The sequence below is a fragment of the Haloferax marinum genome (assembly GCF_009674625.1).
Taxonomy (GTDB): domain Archaea; phylum Halobacteriota; class Halobacteria; order Halobacteriales; family Haloferacaceae; genus Haloferax; species Haloferax marinum.
Map to the genome: position 1 here is coordinate 23,778 of NZ_WKJQ01000001.1, position 15,416 is coordinate 39,193.

Here is a 15,416-nt window from a genome sequence, read left to right on the forward strand (position 1 = left end):
TGTTGGCTCTTCGTCAATTCTCGGAGGGTGACCTACGTCCAGCGGTCCAATCCGGTCTGCGTGACCGACTCTTCGATACGCTCGAATCCTCGTTTGACTTCGTCGGCGTCGACTTCCCAGGTCTCGGTGACGTACTCGCGGGCGGCGGCCACGTCCGGGTCGATATCGGTGGTGTAGTCGTAGTCGTCGGTGACTGGTGGGTCGAGGAAGAACTCGCGGACTCTGTCGGCGTTCGGGATGGTGTCGCCGCGTGCTTCGAGGACGGCCCACAGGTCGCCGTGTTCCTTGACGAGTTTGACGGCCGTCTTCGGGCCGACACCGGTGATTCCCTCGTTGAAGTCAGTCCCACAGAGCATGGCGATGTCCACGAGTTGCTCGTAGGTGATGTCGTGTTTGTCGAGGGTTCCTTCGAGGTCCATCAGTTCGGGGTTCCCCTTGCTCGTGAGTTGCCGGAGCGTGTACGGTGCGCCGAACAAGAGCGTGTCGTAGTCCTCGCTGCCGACGTAGTCGGCGTCGCCCTTCCGGGCCATGTAGGACGCCTGTGCCTCGCCTTCGGCGGGTGCTTCGACGACAGGGACGTCGAGGAGGCGAAGCAGTTCCCTGCTGGTGTCCTGAATCGTCTGGGTGAGTCGTTGGGTTCGAGCCTCCATTCGCGCGGCCTCGACGGCATCGCCTGCCTCACGCGCTTCTTCGAGGCGTTCTTCGGCTTTCTCGCGCTGTTCGCGTCGCTTGGCAACCTCGTCGTCTTTCATCTCCGTGACGCCACCGTCGAAGACGAACACCGGCGTCAAGTCGTGTTCGAAGAACTTGGGAAGCCCCTGGACGATACCGACGAGGTTGGCGACTTCTTCGCCCTCGCTCGTCGTGTACTTCTCGGAACTCGTCCACTTGACCGTCGTCGTGAGATAGCGGTACAGCCAGTTGTGGGCGTCCACGGCGACGACGCTCCCAGCAACCTCGTCGAACGAGATATCAGAGAGTGCCGCGAGCGTCCGCAAGTCTGCGTTTCCCATTTGCCGGACGTTCGGGGGGCGAGGGTTTCAATGGTACGAGTGCCGGTGGCTGAAAAACGAGTGTCGGCGAGTGGGCAGCCGTATTCAGGAGTCTTCAGACGGTATCGACGGTGGGTCAGTCCCTTCACGGGTTGCGAGAAACGACCGCTGTCTGTCGTCCAGGTCACGGGCGCGGTATCGGTCCAGTCCTGACTGGTACGTCTCCCGTGAGACCGACGCCGGTGTGTCTGCTGGCCGTTCGAGTACCAGTTCGGCCATCCCCGTCTCGCGTCCCGTCCACCCGAACCCAGCTTTGTGACACGCCTCGTAGGCAAAGGGATTGTTCGTGGCGATACGGACTGTCTCGTACCCCTGTTCTGCGATAGCGTCGGCAGTCTCTCTGAGCAGTTCGGGGCCGAGTCCCGCACCTCGTCTGTCGCGTCTGACGGTGACGTACCGAATCCACAGGGTCGTCGGGTCGGTTCGGTCTTCGTTGAACGCGACGGCCGCGACGACGTCCTCTGCCAGCGGTGGGAGCGAATCTGGGCCGCCAGTCGGCGACGGTCGTTCGTCGTCGAGCGGTGGGAGTGGGTCGTCGTCTCGGAGCACTGCCTTGCCAGTCTGTGCCGTCACGAACTTGCCGGCGTACGCGAACCGTCGGTAATCGAGGCGAAGGCGCGGCCCGTCGTCCGGCCATCCGAGTACGACAAACTCCATAGGTAACCGAGTCGCTCGTCGCGCAAGAACCTTCCCCGGTCGGTGTGTCTGTGTGTTCATGCACGGTGTCGGCGACGTCCGATTCTTCGACCGAATCGCCCCCCTCTACGACCTCGTGATGCCCGCCGCCGAGGCGAAGACACTCAACGAGGCACTCGAACGCGCCGACATCCCCGTCGAACGCGTCGTCGATATCGGCGGTGGCTCTGGTCGGGCGACACTCGCACTCGACGTCACCGACCGTGTCGTCTTCGACGTCTCCGCAGGGATGCTCAGGCGGGCACGCGGGCGTGGCCTCGACTGTGTCCGTGGGGACGCGCGTTCGCTCCCGTTCGCCGACGATTCGGTCGACGCGGTGACGGTCGTCGACGCGTTCCACCACATGCCGAACCAGCAGTCAGTCGCCGAAGAAGTCTACCGTGTTCTCGAACCCGGTGGCGTCTTCGCAATCAGCGAGTTCGACCCGGAGACCGCCCTTGGACGCGGACTCGTCCTCGCCGAACGCGTCGTTGGGTTCGGGTCGACGTTCTTCGCACCACCTGCGCTTACGCGGCTTCTCGAACGAGTTGGTTTCGACGCGACGGTGCTGGAAACAGGATTCGAGTACACGGTCGTCGCGAAAAAGCGGGAGAGCCATTAGGGGGGCCACGAATTCACGCATATGGCAACTTCGACGTCCTTCCTCGAGGAGCGACTCGATGCCGGGGCCTTACCGCTCGCCGTGGGCGACATCCTCGTCATCTTCCTCCTCGTGACCGTCGGCGTGATTCAACACAATGGCGTGTCGTACCTCTCGACCGACCCCGTCGCGTGGGTCCTCACTGCCGTGCCGTTCATCGTCGCGTGGGGCCTCGTCGCACCGCTCCTCGGTGCGTACTCCCCTGGTGCGGCCGAGTCCGCGAAGTCGGCCGTCCCGCTGGGCATTCGCTCGTGGCTCGTCGCCGCGATTCTCGGTGCCGTGATTCGCTGGACGCCGCTGTTCGACGGCGGTGCAGACCCCATCTTCATCGGTGTGATGCTCGTCCTCGGGTCGATTGCACTGGGTGTGTGGCGAACCCTGTACTTCCGTCTCGTCTAACGAAAAAGTCGAATTTTGGCCGTCGCTTCCGTGTCAGGCAGGCGCCGGCCGTTTCCGTAACAGCGTCAGACCGAGGAGCGCCGCCACCGTGGCGAACCCGGCGAGGACGACGAAGAGCGCTGTTGGCGTCGCGACGGCGAGGATGAATCCCGCGACTGCCCCACCGAGTGCGCCGACGCCGAAGACGCCGAGATACGTGAACCCGTAGGAGAGGCCACGGAGCCCCGCCGGCGTGTACTCGGCGACGGTTGCTTGGTAGAACGGTTGGACCATGAAGAGGAAAAAGCCCAACAGGGCGCAGATGGCGAGCAGTGGGAGGGTCCCGAGACTCGCGACGGGGAAGAACGCGAGTGCGACGACTGCGAGTGCAGAGAATCCGACGACGAGACCACGTTCGGTTCTGATTCTGTCGGTGAGCTTTCCGCCGACGTACTGCCCGAAGACACCGACCGTGAGGAGTCCAGCGTAGACGTAGAGTTCGACGTCGAGCGTCGGCGTCGCGCTGGCCGACCCAGCGAGGAGCGAGGCGGGCAGCAGCGCCGAAATCGGAATCGGTTCGATACCGAGAACAGACCCGATGAGGTCGGGGAGGAACGTCGTGACGCCACGGTAGTAGAGGCCGGAGAACATCACCAGCGTGAAGACGAGGGCGAACCCGCTGGCGAAGAGAAGTTTCGACTGTGAGACGAACTCACTGAACGAGGAGACACCCGTCTTTGCTTTGTTGGCGGCGTTCCCACCGTCGGCAGTGGCGACGGCCGCTTGCTCTTCGAAGTCGGCACGAGTCGCGAGCACGGCGGCGAGAATCGCCGGAACGGCGAGGATGCCAGCGACGAGATGCCAGTCGAAAAAGAGCAACAACAGCGCCGTCAGAAACGGACCGAACCCGATGCCGATGTTTCCAGCGATGCCGTGGTAGGCGAATCCAGTCCCTCGTTCTTCGACACCCGTACTGATGAGACTGAGGCCTGCCGGGTGGTACACACTCGCTGCAGCGCCCCAGACGAGGAGTGCGATGGCGACGACGACGAGGTTCGGGGCCGCCGCGAGGAGGACGAACGAGCCAGCCATCCCGACGAGACAGCCGACGATGAGTCGCTTCGACCCGAGGCGGTCGACGAGAACACCTCCCGGAAGCGCACCGAGGCCGAACAGCGCAAAGCCGAGGCCAGCCATCACGCCGAGGGATGCAGTCGTGACGGGGATTGCTGTGAGACCGAGGTCGATAGTGGTGTACTCGCGAAGCCAGATAGCGACGAAGATGGGGATAGACAGTTCGTACGTGTGAACCATCCCGTGGGCGAGCATCACTAGAGCGGTGATTGCGCGGTCGTTTCGATTCACGTGGACTCGCACGAGTCCAACACGGTTAACGGTGTGTAGTCGCGGCAGATGTGTCCCGCTCGAAAGGTGTGTACTGAATGTTCAAACGATGCAAGACAGATTTTTTCACACTCCTGATTATCATTATTATTTATAATACCGTCGCAGTATAGCGATTATTTTCTCATAAGTTATGAGAATGTGTTATCGAAGCCATGCCAAGAATATCAATCATCTATGGAAAAGAACTATACCAGTTACACTCGTATAATAATATATATTATGACCGGATATTACGACTACATTCTTGGGCTCATCCCGCTCGCACTCGTCGGCATCACCGCATCACTCGTCGTGTTCGGGTTGCAGTTGACCACGGCAGTTCCGATGGCAGCGGGAGTTTCGGCGCTCCTCACCGGACACGCACTCTTCGTGAACGGCCCGACGTCTCCGACGCCGATTGCCCGACACACCGACCAATCCGGTCCTGCTGACGCAGCTCCCGCATCGCCCGTTCTCGACGCAGACTAACTCCAGACGCTGCACCGGCCATCCGATGGCACGGCCCGCAGGGTTTTGACCGCAGGTCTCGTTTTACCGAACATGACAGAGACGTTGTTTCTCACGAGCGACGACGTGAGTGGGCTGGCGACGCCAGCAGAGTACGTCGAGGCCGTCCGAGAAGGCTATCGACAGCGGGGAGACGGCGCGCCTGCTGAACCCCGGACGAAGTTGCTGAACCGCGACCCGCCGGGGATGTTCACGACGTACGCAGCGGTGCTTCCGGATACCGGGGCGATGGGTGGGTACATGTACTCTGCCGGGTTCGGTGCGACGGACGCGTGGTTCATGACGCCGCTTTTCGACGCCGAGTCGGGCGAACCGCTCGCACTGCTCGACGGCGCGAGTATGAACCCGTTCAAGACCGGTGCTGCGGGTGGTGTCGCGGTCGATGTACTTGCCCGCGAAGACGCCTCGTCGGTCGCACTCATCGGAAGTGGCGCACAGGCACGCGGCCAAATTCGAGCAATCGACGCGGTTCGTGACCTCGAATCCGTCTGGGTCTACTCTCCGACGAAAGAAAGCCGCGAACAGTTCGCCGGCGAGATGGACCGTCATCTCGACGCCAGCGTCGCCGCCGTCGCCTCCAGTGCCGCCGCCGTCGAAGGGGCAGATATCGTCGTCACGGCGACGACCGCGTCTGAACCGGTGTTCGACGGTGACTTGCTCGAACCGGGGACACACGTCACCGCCATGGGGCAGTACCATCCGAACAAACGCGAACTCGACACGACGACCATCGAGCGGGCGAAGTACGTCCCCGACCTGCGCGAACGTGCGACGATGGACGCCGGGTCGTTCCTCGCCGCCGTGGAGGAAGGCGTCGTCGACGAAGACCACATCTACGCCGAACTCGGAGACGTCGTGGCCGAAACAGTCCCCGGCCGAGAAGACGACGAGGAGATAACCGTCTTCGACAGCGGTGGAACTGGTATCGAGACGGTCGCTGCCGCCTACATGCTCTACGAGAAGGCACGCGACGAAGGCCTCGGGACGGCTATCGACTTCTCACCCGCGAGCGAATCACTCACCGGTGAGTGAGGGAACACCCGGTGGAGAGTTTCCCGTGTACTCAACTCGGTGGAGAGTTTCCCGTGTACTCAACTTGGTGGAGAGTTTCCCGTGTACTCATATCGTAACGCGGGCAGTTCGCTCGACGGCGTCGATGACGACCGGTACCAACGCCAGTGCGCCCGTCACACCGATTACGGGCAGGATGATGCCCGCCCAGAACCACCCGAACTCGGCCTGCATAGCCGCGCCGACGAGTGCAGTTCCACCGACGACGAGACTGTAGTACGCAGACCGAACAGGGAGTGTCGGCAGATGTCCGGGTCGGGGCCACGTCCCCGTCGAGACGTACTCACCTCGGTAGGTCCCGACTGCTGCGGCGCTCGCGACGAGTGCCGCGGTTCCTGACAAGGACACCGCTTCTGGAGGCGTCGCGGCCAAGAGCAACCAGAGCGTCGGAATCGCGAGCACCGACACTTCCCACGCGGCGAAGAACACCTGGTCGAGCCATCGGTCGACCCGTTTGACGGTTTTCGTGAACGTACCCGATGCCACACTAGACTCTCGGTGTCAGCCGTCTAAACGGTTACTTCGAGAAAAGTGAGCGTCAGCAGAGACGGGAGAATTTGGTGTTTACTGTAGAGACAATTGGGTGCTCACTGTAGAGAAGATTGGGTGCTTACTGCAGTCGATAGCGCAGAATCGCGGCGATGCCGCCGAGGTTCTTCAACTGCTCGCCGGGTTGGAACTCGGCGGAGAACACGGTCACTTCGCCGCCCTTCTGTTCGACCGAATCGATGATGTCGTTGACGTCGATATCCCAGTCGCCTTCGCCCTGCCGTTCGGCACGGAGCCGTGAGTCGAGGAGGAGGAGGTGCTCGATAGCGCCGAAGTCGGCCGCTTCTGCGACCTGTTGGACGCCGTAGGCCGCTTTCGCACCAGTCGAGATGTTCTCCATCAACTCGTCGATGAGGTTTGCCTCCTCTGCGATGCGCGTCTGTTTCTGCACGTCGTCGACGGCCCCTCGTTTGAGTACCTCGTGGACGCCGCGGTCACCGACACCGGCGGTGTCGACGGTCGTGACGATGGTTTCGGCCACTGCGGCGTAGTTCTCTTCGAGATAGTCCATCGCGTCGTTCTTCGTGAATCCGGGTCCGGCGAGGATGATGGCGTCTACATCGAGGTGTGAGAGGGCCGACCCGAGTTCGTCGAACAGTTCCGAGCGCGGCCGGGCGTACTCACCTTTCCCCGTGGGTTTCGTCAGTGAGGCGTACTCCTCGGTGCCGTACTGGGCGACGGTGTGGATGTAGGCCGCGCCTTCTTCGACCGTCGCGATAGCCACGTCTGGGTTCTCGGCGGCCGCTTCGGCCGTCTCGATGCGGTCGATTTGGTCGGCTTTGAAGTGTTTCTCGATGGTAATCTCGGCCCGCTCTTCGACGTTGAGCGTGTGGTGGTGACCGAGTTGGTCCTCACGAGAACACGAGACGATGACGCCACCGACACGGAGACGGTTGGCGAAGCGGGCGAACTCGATGTCATCGACTTCGATGGTCACGTGGAGGTGTTCGCGCTCGCCGCCGGTGTCTCGCATCTGGTCGTCGGCGCGTTGGATGCGGCGTGTGGTGTCACCGGAGACCAAATCACCCGGTTCGAGGACGTACGAGAGGTGCCAGAGGTCGTCGACGTTCTCGGGAACGAGCGTGATTCGCTCGCGCCCTTCCTCGCCCCGACCGCGGCTAGAGATGCGCATATACGTCCGGTCGTCGCGGAACGGAAAAGAGTCCTGCTATCGCGGTTACAGCGCTGACTGCTTGGCGAGACCGTCCGCGTAGCCTCGTGCCCAGAGGTAGTAGGTCGTCACCTGAACGTAGAACAGGATGAAGACGCCGACGAGAACGAACGAGAGGAAACTCCCAATCGTCCCCAGCACCGCTGAGACGACGATTGCGAGGACCCACGCGATGGCGTATTCGGACGTGAATGCGCCTTTGAATATCGTTCGGAAGTCGAACCCTGCGCCGAGACGACCTTCGAGTGCGAAGTTCGCCCCCGCAGCGGGGACGAAGTACGCGACGAGAAGGGAGAGGGCGAACACGAGCAGTGCTCCGACGACGGTGAGGAGAACGAGACCGATATTGAGGCCGGGGTCGGGTTGTGGTGCCGGGACTGTTCCCGCTTGCGTGGTCGTCTCGGCGATAGAGAACGTGCCAACAGCCAAGAGTACCGCGAAGATGGTCGTCGGGATGATGGCGACGAGTGACCACGCGAGCGTCACGGCAAACAGTTTCACCCCATCGACCACGAGGCCACCCCAGTCGGTGAACGACGGTGCCGCTCTCTCGCCTTCAGCGGCCGCCCGCATCGCCCGGACGAAGTAGCCTTGGAGGATAAACAGCGGAACGATGAGAAAGAACAGGAGCGCGAGGACGCCACCGATGATGGTGGTTGCGACCCAGTCGTCGCTTCGCTTGACAAACTGCAGTGCGTCGGAGAGCATCGTGCGAAGATGTCGCTCCGCTATCGGCTTAGATATTCCGTCGAAAATGTGAGTTCTTACTGACCGGTCAGACGGCGGGTTGCTGGCCGGGCATCTCGTCTTCGCCCATCATCTCGATTTCGTGGAGTTCGCCCCACGTCTTGCCGATGATGTAGTAGGCGGCCACAGCGGCGTAGAACGTCACGAACGCGCCGACGACGAAGCCGAGTACCGGGATGATGTTGAGGATGCCGACGACGATCGACGACGCGAACAGCACCACGAACGCCATGAGCCAGGCAGTTGCGTACTTACCCGAGGTGAGGATGGGGCGGAGCGTGTTGAACTCGAACGCCGCACCCATGCGGTCGGTCTCGGCGTAGTTGGCGAGTGCCGCTGGGATGAGGTACAGCGCGATGATGCTGAGGAAGAACGCCACCAGCAGGCCAAGCAGCGTCACGATGCCGCCGAAGGCACCCGCGACGTCAGAGCCGCCGCCGGCGACGATACTGACGAAGCCGGCGAAGCCGAACACCAGTGCGATGATGGCTGGGATGAGTGCGTACACGAACGCGATGGCAAAGCCCTTGACGCCGTCTACGAGCATGTCTCCCCAGTCGTCGAACTCTGGCGGGGTTTCGTCGCCGCGCATGGTCGTTCGGACGACCCGGAGCAGATAGCCGATGACGATGAACGAGGGGATGATGAGGATGCTCAGCAGGCCGAGTACACCGCCGATGAGGACTGTCTTGACCCAGTCTTCTCCGTTACGGAGGTAATTGATTGATTCTGAAATCATTGGAATTCACCGAGCGCTGTAACCCGCTGCCGATCGTCGGACCGGCCGGTCACGTGGGGTTCACATACACTCGAAGATACATTACGGCGAGTAAGTATATAATATTGCACACTACGTTCACGAATAATGTACAATTAACCACTGATTCACGGGTTTTTCACTACTTCACCGAGACAGTGCATATCAGGGTGCGCGCTTTCACTCCCTGTCGAGGACATCGTCGTTGACGTCCACTCCAATTCGACTCGTACCACTCCACAGCACCCTACTCTCGACACTCGGCAGTCCTACTCGGAGGCTATCGGCGAGTTCCTCAGAGAACGTGTCTACAGTGGCGCGGTTGGAGATGTCGCGTAAGAACGAACGTCGACTGTGGCCCAGTACGCGCAGCGTTATTCTTCGACGATGTCGCTTCCACCCGGCGGGAGGAACTCCTGAATCTGGTCAGGGGACGCAATTTTTCTGACGAACGATTTGTCTTCGAACCGCTCGCGGAGTCGTCGGTAGCAGAGCTTCGCCGCGTCGTTTTGCGCGTACTGACCGGGTGTGAGCGTCAGCATCGTCTCTGCACGCGTCTCGATTGCCGACGGCGGACCGCCGATGACGCGCGTCTCGTCTTCGCACTGGATGCCGACGGCGACTTTCGCGGGAATATCCTCGAAGTACCGCCGGTCGCCACGGATGACGAAACTCCCTTTTTCTATGTACTCGCCCGACTCTGGCGTCTTCGACACCTGTGACGGTTCGACCATGTAGGCGTCGTCGGCGAAGCGCCCCTCTTTCCAGATAGAGGAGTACGACACGGCGAACTGCGCGGCCTCACGGAGCGTCTCCTCTGAGAAGTCGACCTTCTGTCCGGGTTCGCTCGGCCCGGTCGCTTTCAGAAGCGTCACCGGCCCACCGTGTGCCTGCGTGTGGAAGAAGCGGTCGTGTTTGTCCATGTACTTCTTCACTAACTCCTCGTTCTGGTCGGCGTTGCGTCCGCCGACGACGAGGTAGCCATCCGAGGTGTGGAACCAGCGGAAGCGCTCGTACCACTGCTCCGAGGATTTCACCGGGACCGACCGGAGCGACAACCAATCGGTCTCTTCGGGTTCGTCGTCGTCGTCCTCGTCCTCTTCGTCGTCGGCCGACCACTCGTCGCGGCGACGTTTGACCTCCTCGAGTTCCTCCCGCGTATCTTCGATGGCCGCGAGCGCACCCTCCTTTTTGTCTTGAATGCGCTTTGCTTCGGTGTACAGACGGTTCGCGTTCTTTTCGACACCCATCGACACGTCGAGCGTCACGGACGTGTCGTCGAGTGCGATGGTGACCGTCCCGTTCGCACCGTCTACGTCGGTGACTGCCTCCGCTTCCGGAATCCCCTGTTCGGCCCCGTCTTCGAGCGTCGTCGCGATGTCGTCCCACGGGACGCCCTCTTCTCGCGCAGAGCGAACCGTCGAGAGCACGTCGTCTACCAGGTCGTAGTTCGCATAGAGGAGTTCTGCGCGCTGGCGCTCCTCGTTCGCTTGCTCGTCGAAGCCCTCGATAGCCTGTTCTTGCTGGTCGATGATGCGCTGTTGTTTGGCGATTTGTTCTTCGAAGTCCGGGCGGTTCGAGGTGGCTTCCTGCTCGTCTGCGGTCAGGTCGAGACGGAAGAAGTACTCGTCGAGTGCCTCGTTGAAGGTGTCGTAGGCCTCTTCGTCGAAGCCCTCGTTTTGGTGTTCTTCGAGCGGGAACGGCGTCACGTCGACGACTGTCTCGTCGTCGTCGAGGTAGATTCGCGGGTCGAACTCGCCGGAACGAACCTGATGGCGGAGTTCGACGATGGCGTCGTAGATGTCGTCGTAGTCGTCGCTCGTCGCGTCTGCGATGTCGAGCGTCTTCTCGACGCCTGCGCGAGTACAGATTTCTTCGGCGTAGAGTCCGCCGAGGTTGAGTTGGGTCGCGATGGTCCGGACCACGTCGGTGTCGGACTGGTCCATGTGGCGGCCGAGCGCGTCCCGACTGATGGTCAGGGGGTCGAGTCGAGAGGAGGGATACTCGTACTGCGACCCCGGTGCGACGGTTCTGGACTTGAGTCGAACCGTCTCCAAACTGCGGACGACTTCGCCCGTCTCGTCGAGGATGGCGATGTTCCCCTGCCCGAAGAGTTCGACGACGATTTTCGTGTTCTCGTCGCCGCGTTCGAACGTGAACGTGAGGATGCGGTCGAACTCGTACTGTTCGACGCCCGCGAAATCGGCCCCGCTGAGTCGGTTGCGGAGCATCATCGCGAAGTTCGGCGGCCGACCGGGTGCGTCCGGGACGTGTTCCTGTGCGGCGAGGTGTGCGCGCTTTATCTCGCCGACTTCCAAGAGGAGTTCCAGACGACCACGGTCGAAGTCCCGCATCTTGAGGCGAAGCAGGTCGTCGCCGTAGAGGTACGCCTTGTCCACCTTCGCTCCCTCGTACCGGTTCAACTCGGTGACGAGGGCCGCGAGGTCGACGCTCGTGAGTTCCCGCTTCGGGTCCATGGACTCGCTTTTTGCCGGCGAGGGAAAAGGGGTGTCGTTTCGGCAGGTCGGTTCGAAGAGGAGAAGACACTTATCACCGAGACGATATGTGACGGACGAATGAAGTCTCGCGTCTTCCTCGTCGCCCTCCTCGTCCTCACCGTGCTCCCTGCGGTGATGGCCCCAACCGCTGCCAGTTCACCTCCAGAACCGGTCTGTGGTGTGTGTAGCGACCCGTTCGAAGGTGCGGCCGAACGTGCCGGTATCGACCTCACCGTCGAATCCAGCCATCTACACGTCTCAGTCGATGACGACGGAACGGGTCACTGGACTGCCCTCGTCGAAGTCGACGAACAGTCTGCTGAAAGCTTCCACGAGAACCCCGACCAACTCGACAGCGTCGTCCGCCAGACGCTCGAGAGCCATCGTGTGTTCGTCGACGACCCACAGAACCTCGACAGTCGAATCCACGACCGAACTGTCATCGTCACCTTCGATATCCCCGAGATGGCGTATCGAGCCTACGGCGACGTACTACTCATCGATTACTTCAACGCCGACGGCAACACGCGGTCCGTCTACGTCGACGCCGACGAATTCACCGTCCAGGGTCCCGACGGAACCTTCCTCGTCAACGACCCGCCGAGACTGCACACTGGCTTCGAGAAGTCAGTGACGTGGATTGGTGGACCGGAAGACAACCTGTACATCGACGACGAAACCTACCTCGCCTTCGGTCCAGACTACAGTCTCTCGACACGGATTGCTGCCGACGCGAGCATCGTCGCCGACTCGTCGTCGTACCTGATTCCGGACCTCGTCGGTGCCGCGTTGGTTCCGACGTTTTTGATGGGCCTTGGTGTCGTGGGTATCCAGTATCTCACGCGACGATTCGACACAGGTTCGAAATCGGTTCGCTCGCTCGGCTATCTCATCTCGGGGCTCGGAGCGGTCTGGGTCGCGTTAGTCGCGCTCGGGATGTCCACCGACGGTCTCAGCGCGATCGCGTGGACCCTCGGCTTGCAGTTCGTGGTCTTGGGTCTCGTCGCTGCAAGACGGCCAGACGTGGTCACGTTCTGGCGACTCGTCGCCGCTGTCGTCGCCCCGCCCGTTGCAGTGGCCGCGCTCGTCTCACTCTCCACGGAGACATCCCAGCTGTGGGGCGTTCCGAGTGCGCTCTCACTCGGGATGACGGCCGCGTTATTCCTCCCGTTCGGATACGCTGCCCGGCGAGGACTGGAGTGGCGTCCATTCACTTTCGCTATCGTCGCCGCGCCTGTCGTCTTCACAATCCAAACGCTTCCAATCGGTGGCTATGGCTCTGCACCGGTATTCATGGCGATACTTCTGTCCGGGTGGGCGCTCCTCACACTCGCCACGGGAACGCTCGTCTACCGACTCGGATGGGCGCTCGGTGAGGAGACGTCCGAAGGGTCGACTCCGCAATCGTCAGGTACTCGCCCGCAGAACCACCAGACATGACCGAGACAGAGGTCCGCGTCGCGACCACCGACGCGGAACGCGAGGACGCGTTCGCCGTCCGGAAAGCCGTCTTCGTCGACGAACAGGGCGTCGACGAGGAGTTGGAGTGGGACGAGTACGACGACCCGGAGTCGGACGCCGTTCACTTCGTCGGCTATCGAGATGGCGAGGCAGTCGGTGCCGCACGACTCCGCGAGTACGAATTGGGTGTCGGCAAAGTCGAGCGCGTCGCAGTCCTCGAATCAGCTCGTGGTGAAGGATGGGGCAAGCGACTGATGGAGGCGCTGGAAGCAGAAGCCCACGAACTGGGATTCGAGCGACTCCTCCTCCACGGACAGACCTCTGCCGAGGGGTTCTACCACGGACTCGAGTACGAGACGACGAGCGACGTGTTCGACGAGGCGGGGATTCCGCACGTCACGATGGAAAAGTCGCTGTAGGCGACAGTTGGAGACGAAGGGGACGGCAGTCGAGTCGTCAGTCTTCGTTCGACACCGATTTTCTGACGGGTTGGCTCCGGCGTTCGTTCCGAAGTTGGAACCCGTCTGCTTCTTCTCGGGCGAGGAGTTCGCGCTGGGGGAACGGGATTTTGATTCCTTCGCGGTCGAACGCCAGTTTGACCTTTCGGAGCACTTCGGCTTTCGCCCGCATCCGTCTCGGGGCCGAGGGGTTCGTAATCCAAAACAAGAGTTGCAGGCCGATAGACGAGTCCTCGAAGGCCTTCGGCATCACCTGTGGTTCCGGAACGCTCTCGACGAACTCGAGGTCGGTCAGCGCCTCTTTGGCGACCGTCTCTGCGTGTTCGATGTCGGTCTCGTAGTCGATTCCGACGTCGAGTCTGAGGCGGAGGCGGTTCCGTTTCGTCCGATTCGTAATCTTGGCGTTCGTCACTCGGTCGTTGGGGAAGACCACCGTCTCACCGTCGGCGTTGCTCAATCGCGTGTTGATGATGGTGATGTCGGTGACGATGCCCTCTGCGTCGTCGATTTGCACCCAGTCTCCGAGTTCGAACGGGCGCGAGAACATCAGGACGAACCCGGCGATGAGAGAGCCAAGTGTCTGTCTGGCGGCCATACCGACGACGATGCCGAGGAACCCAGCACCGACGAGGAGGCCACCGATTTCGAACTGCCAGACGGTGAGCGTCGCCATCGTAACGGACAAGAGGACGACGACTTGCAGGACACGGAAGGCGATTCCCTGCTGGTGAGCGTTGATTTGGTCGGAGTTCTTCGCGTACTGGTCTAACTGGTCTTCGAGGATGTTCGTCCCGGCTATCGCCCCTGCGAAGAGGACGAGTGTCACGCCGATTTTCGCGAGGTTCGGAATCGCAATCGTGAGAATGGACGCGACGTCGTCGGCGAGCCCGGTGAACCCCCACAACAACAGCAGCGACAGACCCATACCGACGAAGATACCGGCTTGAAGCGTTCGCACCACGACAGTGGCCGGGAACATCCACGCCACGTCTGAGACGGCGTCTGGAACCTTCGGATGTGCGAGAACGCGATTATTGAACTCTCTCCGCAGTCGTGAGACGAGGCGCGGAGCGAGGAACAACGCGCCCCCCAATGCGAGTCCGACGAGTGCGGCCGAGATGCCGATTCGTTCCTCTGTCGAGACGAACTGTGCAAGTGTCGAACGCAGATTGTCTACCCACGTCACCATACTGCCCTGTGGCCCCCCTTCTCAGCCATCATACCAGTCAGGCTTGTGAGACAACAAAAACGTGGCGGAGCGTCACCAAACAGTGAACATCACAGATGCCGACTTTCCCCGCCCTCCGGCGCTACCGAACGGCTCACAGCGCTGTCGCCGAACACTTTCTTGGCAATATACTGTTCAATTTATCTGATATTTCAGACACTAACCGAGTTGTAACTAAGCACTCGACACCAGTACATCAGGTGCTCGTCGAAGAGCGAGAAACCCATGAAAGACGTCACAAACTCATTATCGAGACGGAGTGTTCTCCGAAAAGGCGCGATACTCTCGAGTGCAGCAGTACTCGGTGTCGGCGCAGCGGGGACTGCCGCCGCCGATGGACACAAGCCGGACTTCAGCCCGCGGGTCTGGGGCGATGGAGTCCCCTGGGGGACGAAAGTAACCGGCGAAATCAAGAACCCAAACGAGAACTCACTCGACAAGTTCTTCGTGATAACGAATCCGGTGACCGGTAACCTTCCTGCTGGGACCGCACCCGTGTCCGAAGCAGCACCGAGGAACCCGGATTACAACGGTGGTCGCTGGTGGACACACACCGTCGAATGGACAGAAGCAGGAGCCGATTTCCACGGTCCGACACCACCGCTTCTCACCCGGTACGGTCCCGACGACGACCCAGAATCGATTCTGTTCCACTACAATCTGGGCCACCTCACCATCAGTGAGGGGTCACCTGCAGGTGGGCCACCGGACTACTTCCGGTGTCCACTACTCCCCAACAAAGAAGAGTAAGAGACCGCTGGTCTCTCTTTGCTGTACGGTCCCGATACGAAGTACA

Annotated in this window: 16 protein-coding genes; 7 read left to right on the plus strand and 9 right to left on the minus strand. The window is 61.3% G+C overall.

The genetic code is table 11. The features are described from left to right. Positions 1–32: 32 nt before the first annotated feature. Entirely contained in the window at positions 33–1,013 is a 981-nt protein-coding gene (gene fen / locus GJR99_RS00140; RefSeq protein WP_151108666.1) for a flap endonuclease-1, read from the minus strand. 84 nt (positions 1,014–1,097) lie between these two features. Further along, entirely contained in the window at positions 1,098–1,709 is a 612-nt protein-coding gene (locus GJR99_RS00145) for a GNAT family N-acetyltransferase (RefSeq protein ID WP_151108667.1), read from the minus strand. Positions 1,710–1,767: 58 nt separating this feature from the next. Between GJR99_RS00145 and GJR99_RS00150 the strand changes: the two genes are divergently transcribed. Together GJR99_RS00150 and GJR99_RS00155 are read left to right on the plus strand one after the other, a co-directional pair. Continuing rightward, positions 1,768–2,349: a class I SAM-dependent methyltransferase gene (locus GJR99_RS00150; protein WP_151108668.1), complete on the plus strand. Its 582-nt coding sequence runs from the start codon at positions 1,768–1,770 to the stop codon at positions 2,347–2,349. Positions 2,350–2,370: 21 nt separating this feature from the next. Continuing rightward, complete coding sequence (locus tag GJR99_RS00155; protein ID WP_151108669.1) at positions 2,371–2,787, plus strand: DUF3054 domain-containing protein; 417 nt, start codon at positions 2,371–2,373, stop codon at positions 2,785–2,787. A 33-nt stretch (positions 2,788–2,820) separates the two neighbouring features. Here GJR99_RS00155 and GJR99_RS00160 read toward each other — a convergent pair whose 3' ends face one another. Continuing rightward, positions 2,821–4,095, minus strand: a complete 1,275-nt coding sequence (locus GJR99_RS00160; protein WP_151113771.1) for an MFS transporter — start codon at positions 4,093–4,095, stop codon at positions 2,821–2,823. Positions 4,096–4,392: 297 nt separating this feature from the next. Between GJR99_RS00160 and GJR99_RS00165 the strand changes: the two genes are divergently transcribed. Both GJR99_RS00165 and GJR99_RS00170 read left to right on the plus strand, forming a co-directional pair. Continuing rightward, entirely contained in the window at positions 4,393–4,641 is a 249-nt protein-coding gene (locus tag GJR99_RS00165) for a hypothetical protein (RefSeq protein WP_151108670.1), read from the plus strand. A 72-nt stretch (positions 4,642–4,713) separates the two neighbouring features. Next, entirely contained in the window at positions 4,714–5,712 is a 999-nt protein-coding gene (locus GJR99_RS00170; protein ID WP_151108671.1) for an ornithine cyclodeaminase family protein, read from the plus strand. An 87-nt stretch (positions 5,713–5,799) separates the two neighbouring features. Here GJR99_RS00170 and GJR99_RS00175 read toward each other — a convergent pair whose 3' ends face one another. From GJR99_RS00175 to rqcH, 5 genes are all read right to left on the minus strand, one after another. Next, positions 5,800–6,237 (minus strand): hypothetical protein, encoded by a 438-nt coding sequence (locus GJR99_RS00175; protein ID WP_151108672.1) that lies wholly within the window; start codon positions 6,235–6,237, stop codon positions 5,800–5,802. Between the two features lie 124 nt (positions 6,238–6,361). Next, complete coding sequence (locus GJR99_RS00180) at positions 6,362–7,432, minus strand: mRNA surveillance protein pelota (RefSeq protein ID WP_151108673.1); 1,071 nt, start codon at positions 7,430–7,432, stop codon at positions 6,362–6,364. A gap of 45 nt (positions 7,433–7,477) precedes the next feature. Continuing rightward, the gene (locus GJR99_RS00185; RefSeq protein WP_151108674.1) at positions 7,478–8,179 is read right to left on the minus strand and encodes a DUF4013 domain-containing protein; all 702 of its coding nucleotides are present in this window, start codon (positions 8,177–8,179) and stop codon (positions 7,478–7,480) included. A gap of 67 nt (positions 8,180–8,246) precedes the next feature. After that, positions 8,247–8,957: a DUF4013 domain-containing protein gene (locus GJR99_RS00190; protein ID WP_151108675.1), complete on the minus strand. Its 711-nt coding sequence runs from the start codon at positions 8,955–8,957 to the stop codon at positions 8,247–8,249. Between the two features lie 392 nt (positions 8,958–9,349). Further along, complete coding sequence (rqcH, locus tag GJR99_RS00195) at positions 9,350–11,452, minus strand: ribosome rescue protein RqcH (protein ID WP_151108676.1); 2,103 nt, start codon at positions 11,450–11,452, stop codon at positions 9,350–9,352. 99 nt (positions 11,453–11,551) lie between these two features. On the opposite strand from rqcH, the gene GJR99_RS00200 reads away from it, so the two are divergent. Together GJR99_RS00200 and GJR99_RS00205 are read left to right on the plus strand one after the other, a co-directional pair. Continuing rightward, the gene (locus tag GJR99_RS00200; RefSeq protein ID WP_191967043.1) at positions 11,552–12,913 is read left to right on the plus strand and encodes a hypothetical protein; all 1,362 of its coding nucleotides are present in this window, start codon (positions 11,552–11,554) and stop codon (positions 12,911–12,913) included. Continuing rightward, positions 12,910–13,353, plus strand: a complete 444-nt coding sequence (locus tag GJR99_RS00205) for a GNAT family N-acetyltransferase (protein WP_151108677.1) — start codon at positions 12,910–12,912, stop codon at positions 13,351–13,353. Before GJR99_RS00200 ends, GJR99_RS00205 begins: the two co-directional genes overlap by 4 nt. 37 nt (positions 13,354–13,390) lie before the next feature. Here the strand turns inward: GJR99_RS00205 and GJR99_RS00210 are convergent, their stop codons facing one another. Then, entirely contained in the window at positions 13,391–14,581 is a 1,191-nt protein-coding gene (locus tag GJR99_RS00210) for a mechanosensitive ion channel family protein (protein WP_151108678.1), read from the minus strand. Between the two features lie 264 nt (positions 14,582–14,845). Between GJR99_RS00210 and GJR99_RS00215 the strand changes: the two genes are divergently transcribed. Beyond that, a complete protein-coding gene (locus GJR99_RS00215; RefSeq protein ID WP_151108679.1) occupies positions 14,846–15,370 on the plus strand; it encodes a hypothetical protein in 525 nt (174 codons plus the stop codon). Positions 15,371–15,416 lie beyond the last annotated feature (46 nt).

Coding starts and splice junctions, on each gene's coding strand:
- GJR99_RS00215 (WP_151108679.1), top strand. CDS start 14,846: ATGAAAGACGTCACAAACTCATTATCGAGACGGAGTGTTCTCCGAAAA.
- GJR99_RS00180 (WP_151108673.1), bottom strand. CDS start 7,432: ATGCGCATCTCTAGCCGCGGTCGGGGCGAGGAAGGGCGCGAGCGAATC.
- GJR99_RS00170 (WP_151108671.1), top strand. CDS start 4,714: ATGACAGAGACGTTGTTTCTCACGAGCGACGACGTGAGTGGGCTGGCG.
- GJR99_RS00210 (WP_151108678.1), bottom strand. CDS start 14,581: ATGGTGACGTGGGTAGACAATCTGCGTTCGACACTTGCACAGTTCGTC.
- GJR99_RS00185 (WP_151108674.1), bottom strand. CDS start 8,179: ATGCTCTCCGACGCACTGCAGTTTGTCAAGCGAAGCGACGACTGGGTC.
- rqcH (WP_151108676.1), bottom strand. CDS start 11,452: ATGGACCCGAAGCGGGAACTCACGAGCGTCGACCTCGCGGCCCTCGTC.
- GJR99_RS00200 (WP_191967043.1), top strand. CDS start 11,552: ATGAAGTCTCGCGTCTTCCTCGTCGCCCTCCTCGTCCTCACCGTGCTC.
- fen (WP_151108666.1), bottom strand. CDS start 1,013: ATGGGAAACGCAGACTTGCGGACGCTCGCGGCACTCTCTGATATCTCG.
- GJR99_RS00160 (WP_151113771.1), bottom strand. CDS start 4,095: ATGCTCGCCCACGGGATGGTTCACACGTACGAACTGTCTATCCCCATC.
- GJR99_RS00155 (WP_151108669.1), top strand. CDS start 2,371: ATGGCAACTTCGACGTCCTTCCTCGAGGAGCGACTCGATGCCGGGGCC.
- GJR99_RS00145 (WP_151108667.1), bottom strand. CDS start 1,709: ATGGAGTTTGTCGTACTCGGATGGCCGGACGACGGGCCGCGCCTTCGC.
- GJR99_RS00205 (WP_151108677.1), top strand. CDS start 12,910: ATGACCGAGACAGAGGTCCGCGTCGCGACCACCGACGCGGAACGCGAG.
- GJR99_RS00150 (WP_151108668.1), top strand. CDS start 1,768: ATGCACGGTGTCGGCGACGTCCGATTCTTCGACCGAATCGCCCCCCTC.
- GJR99_RS00190 (WP_151108675.1), bottom strand. CDS start 8,957: ATGATTTCAGAATCAATCAATTACCTCCGTAACGGAGAAGACTGGGTC.
- GJR99_RS00165 (WP_151108670.1), top strand. CDS start 4,393: ATGACCGGATATTACGACTACATTCTTGGGCTCATCCCGCTCGCACTC.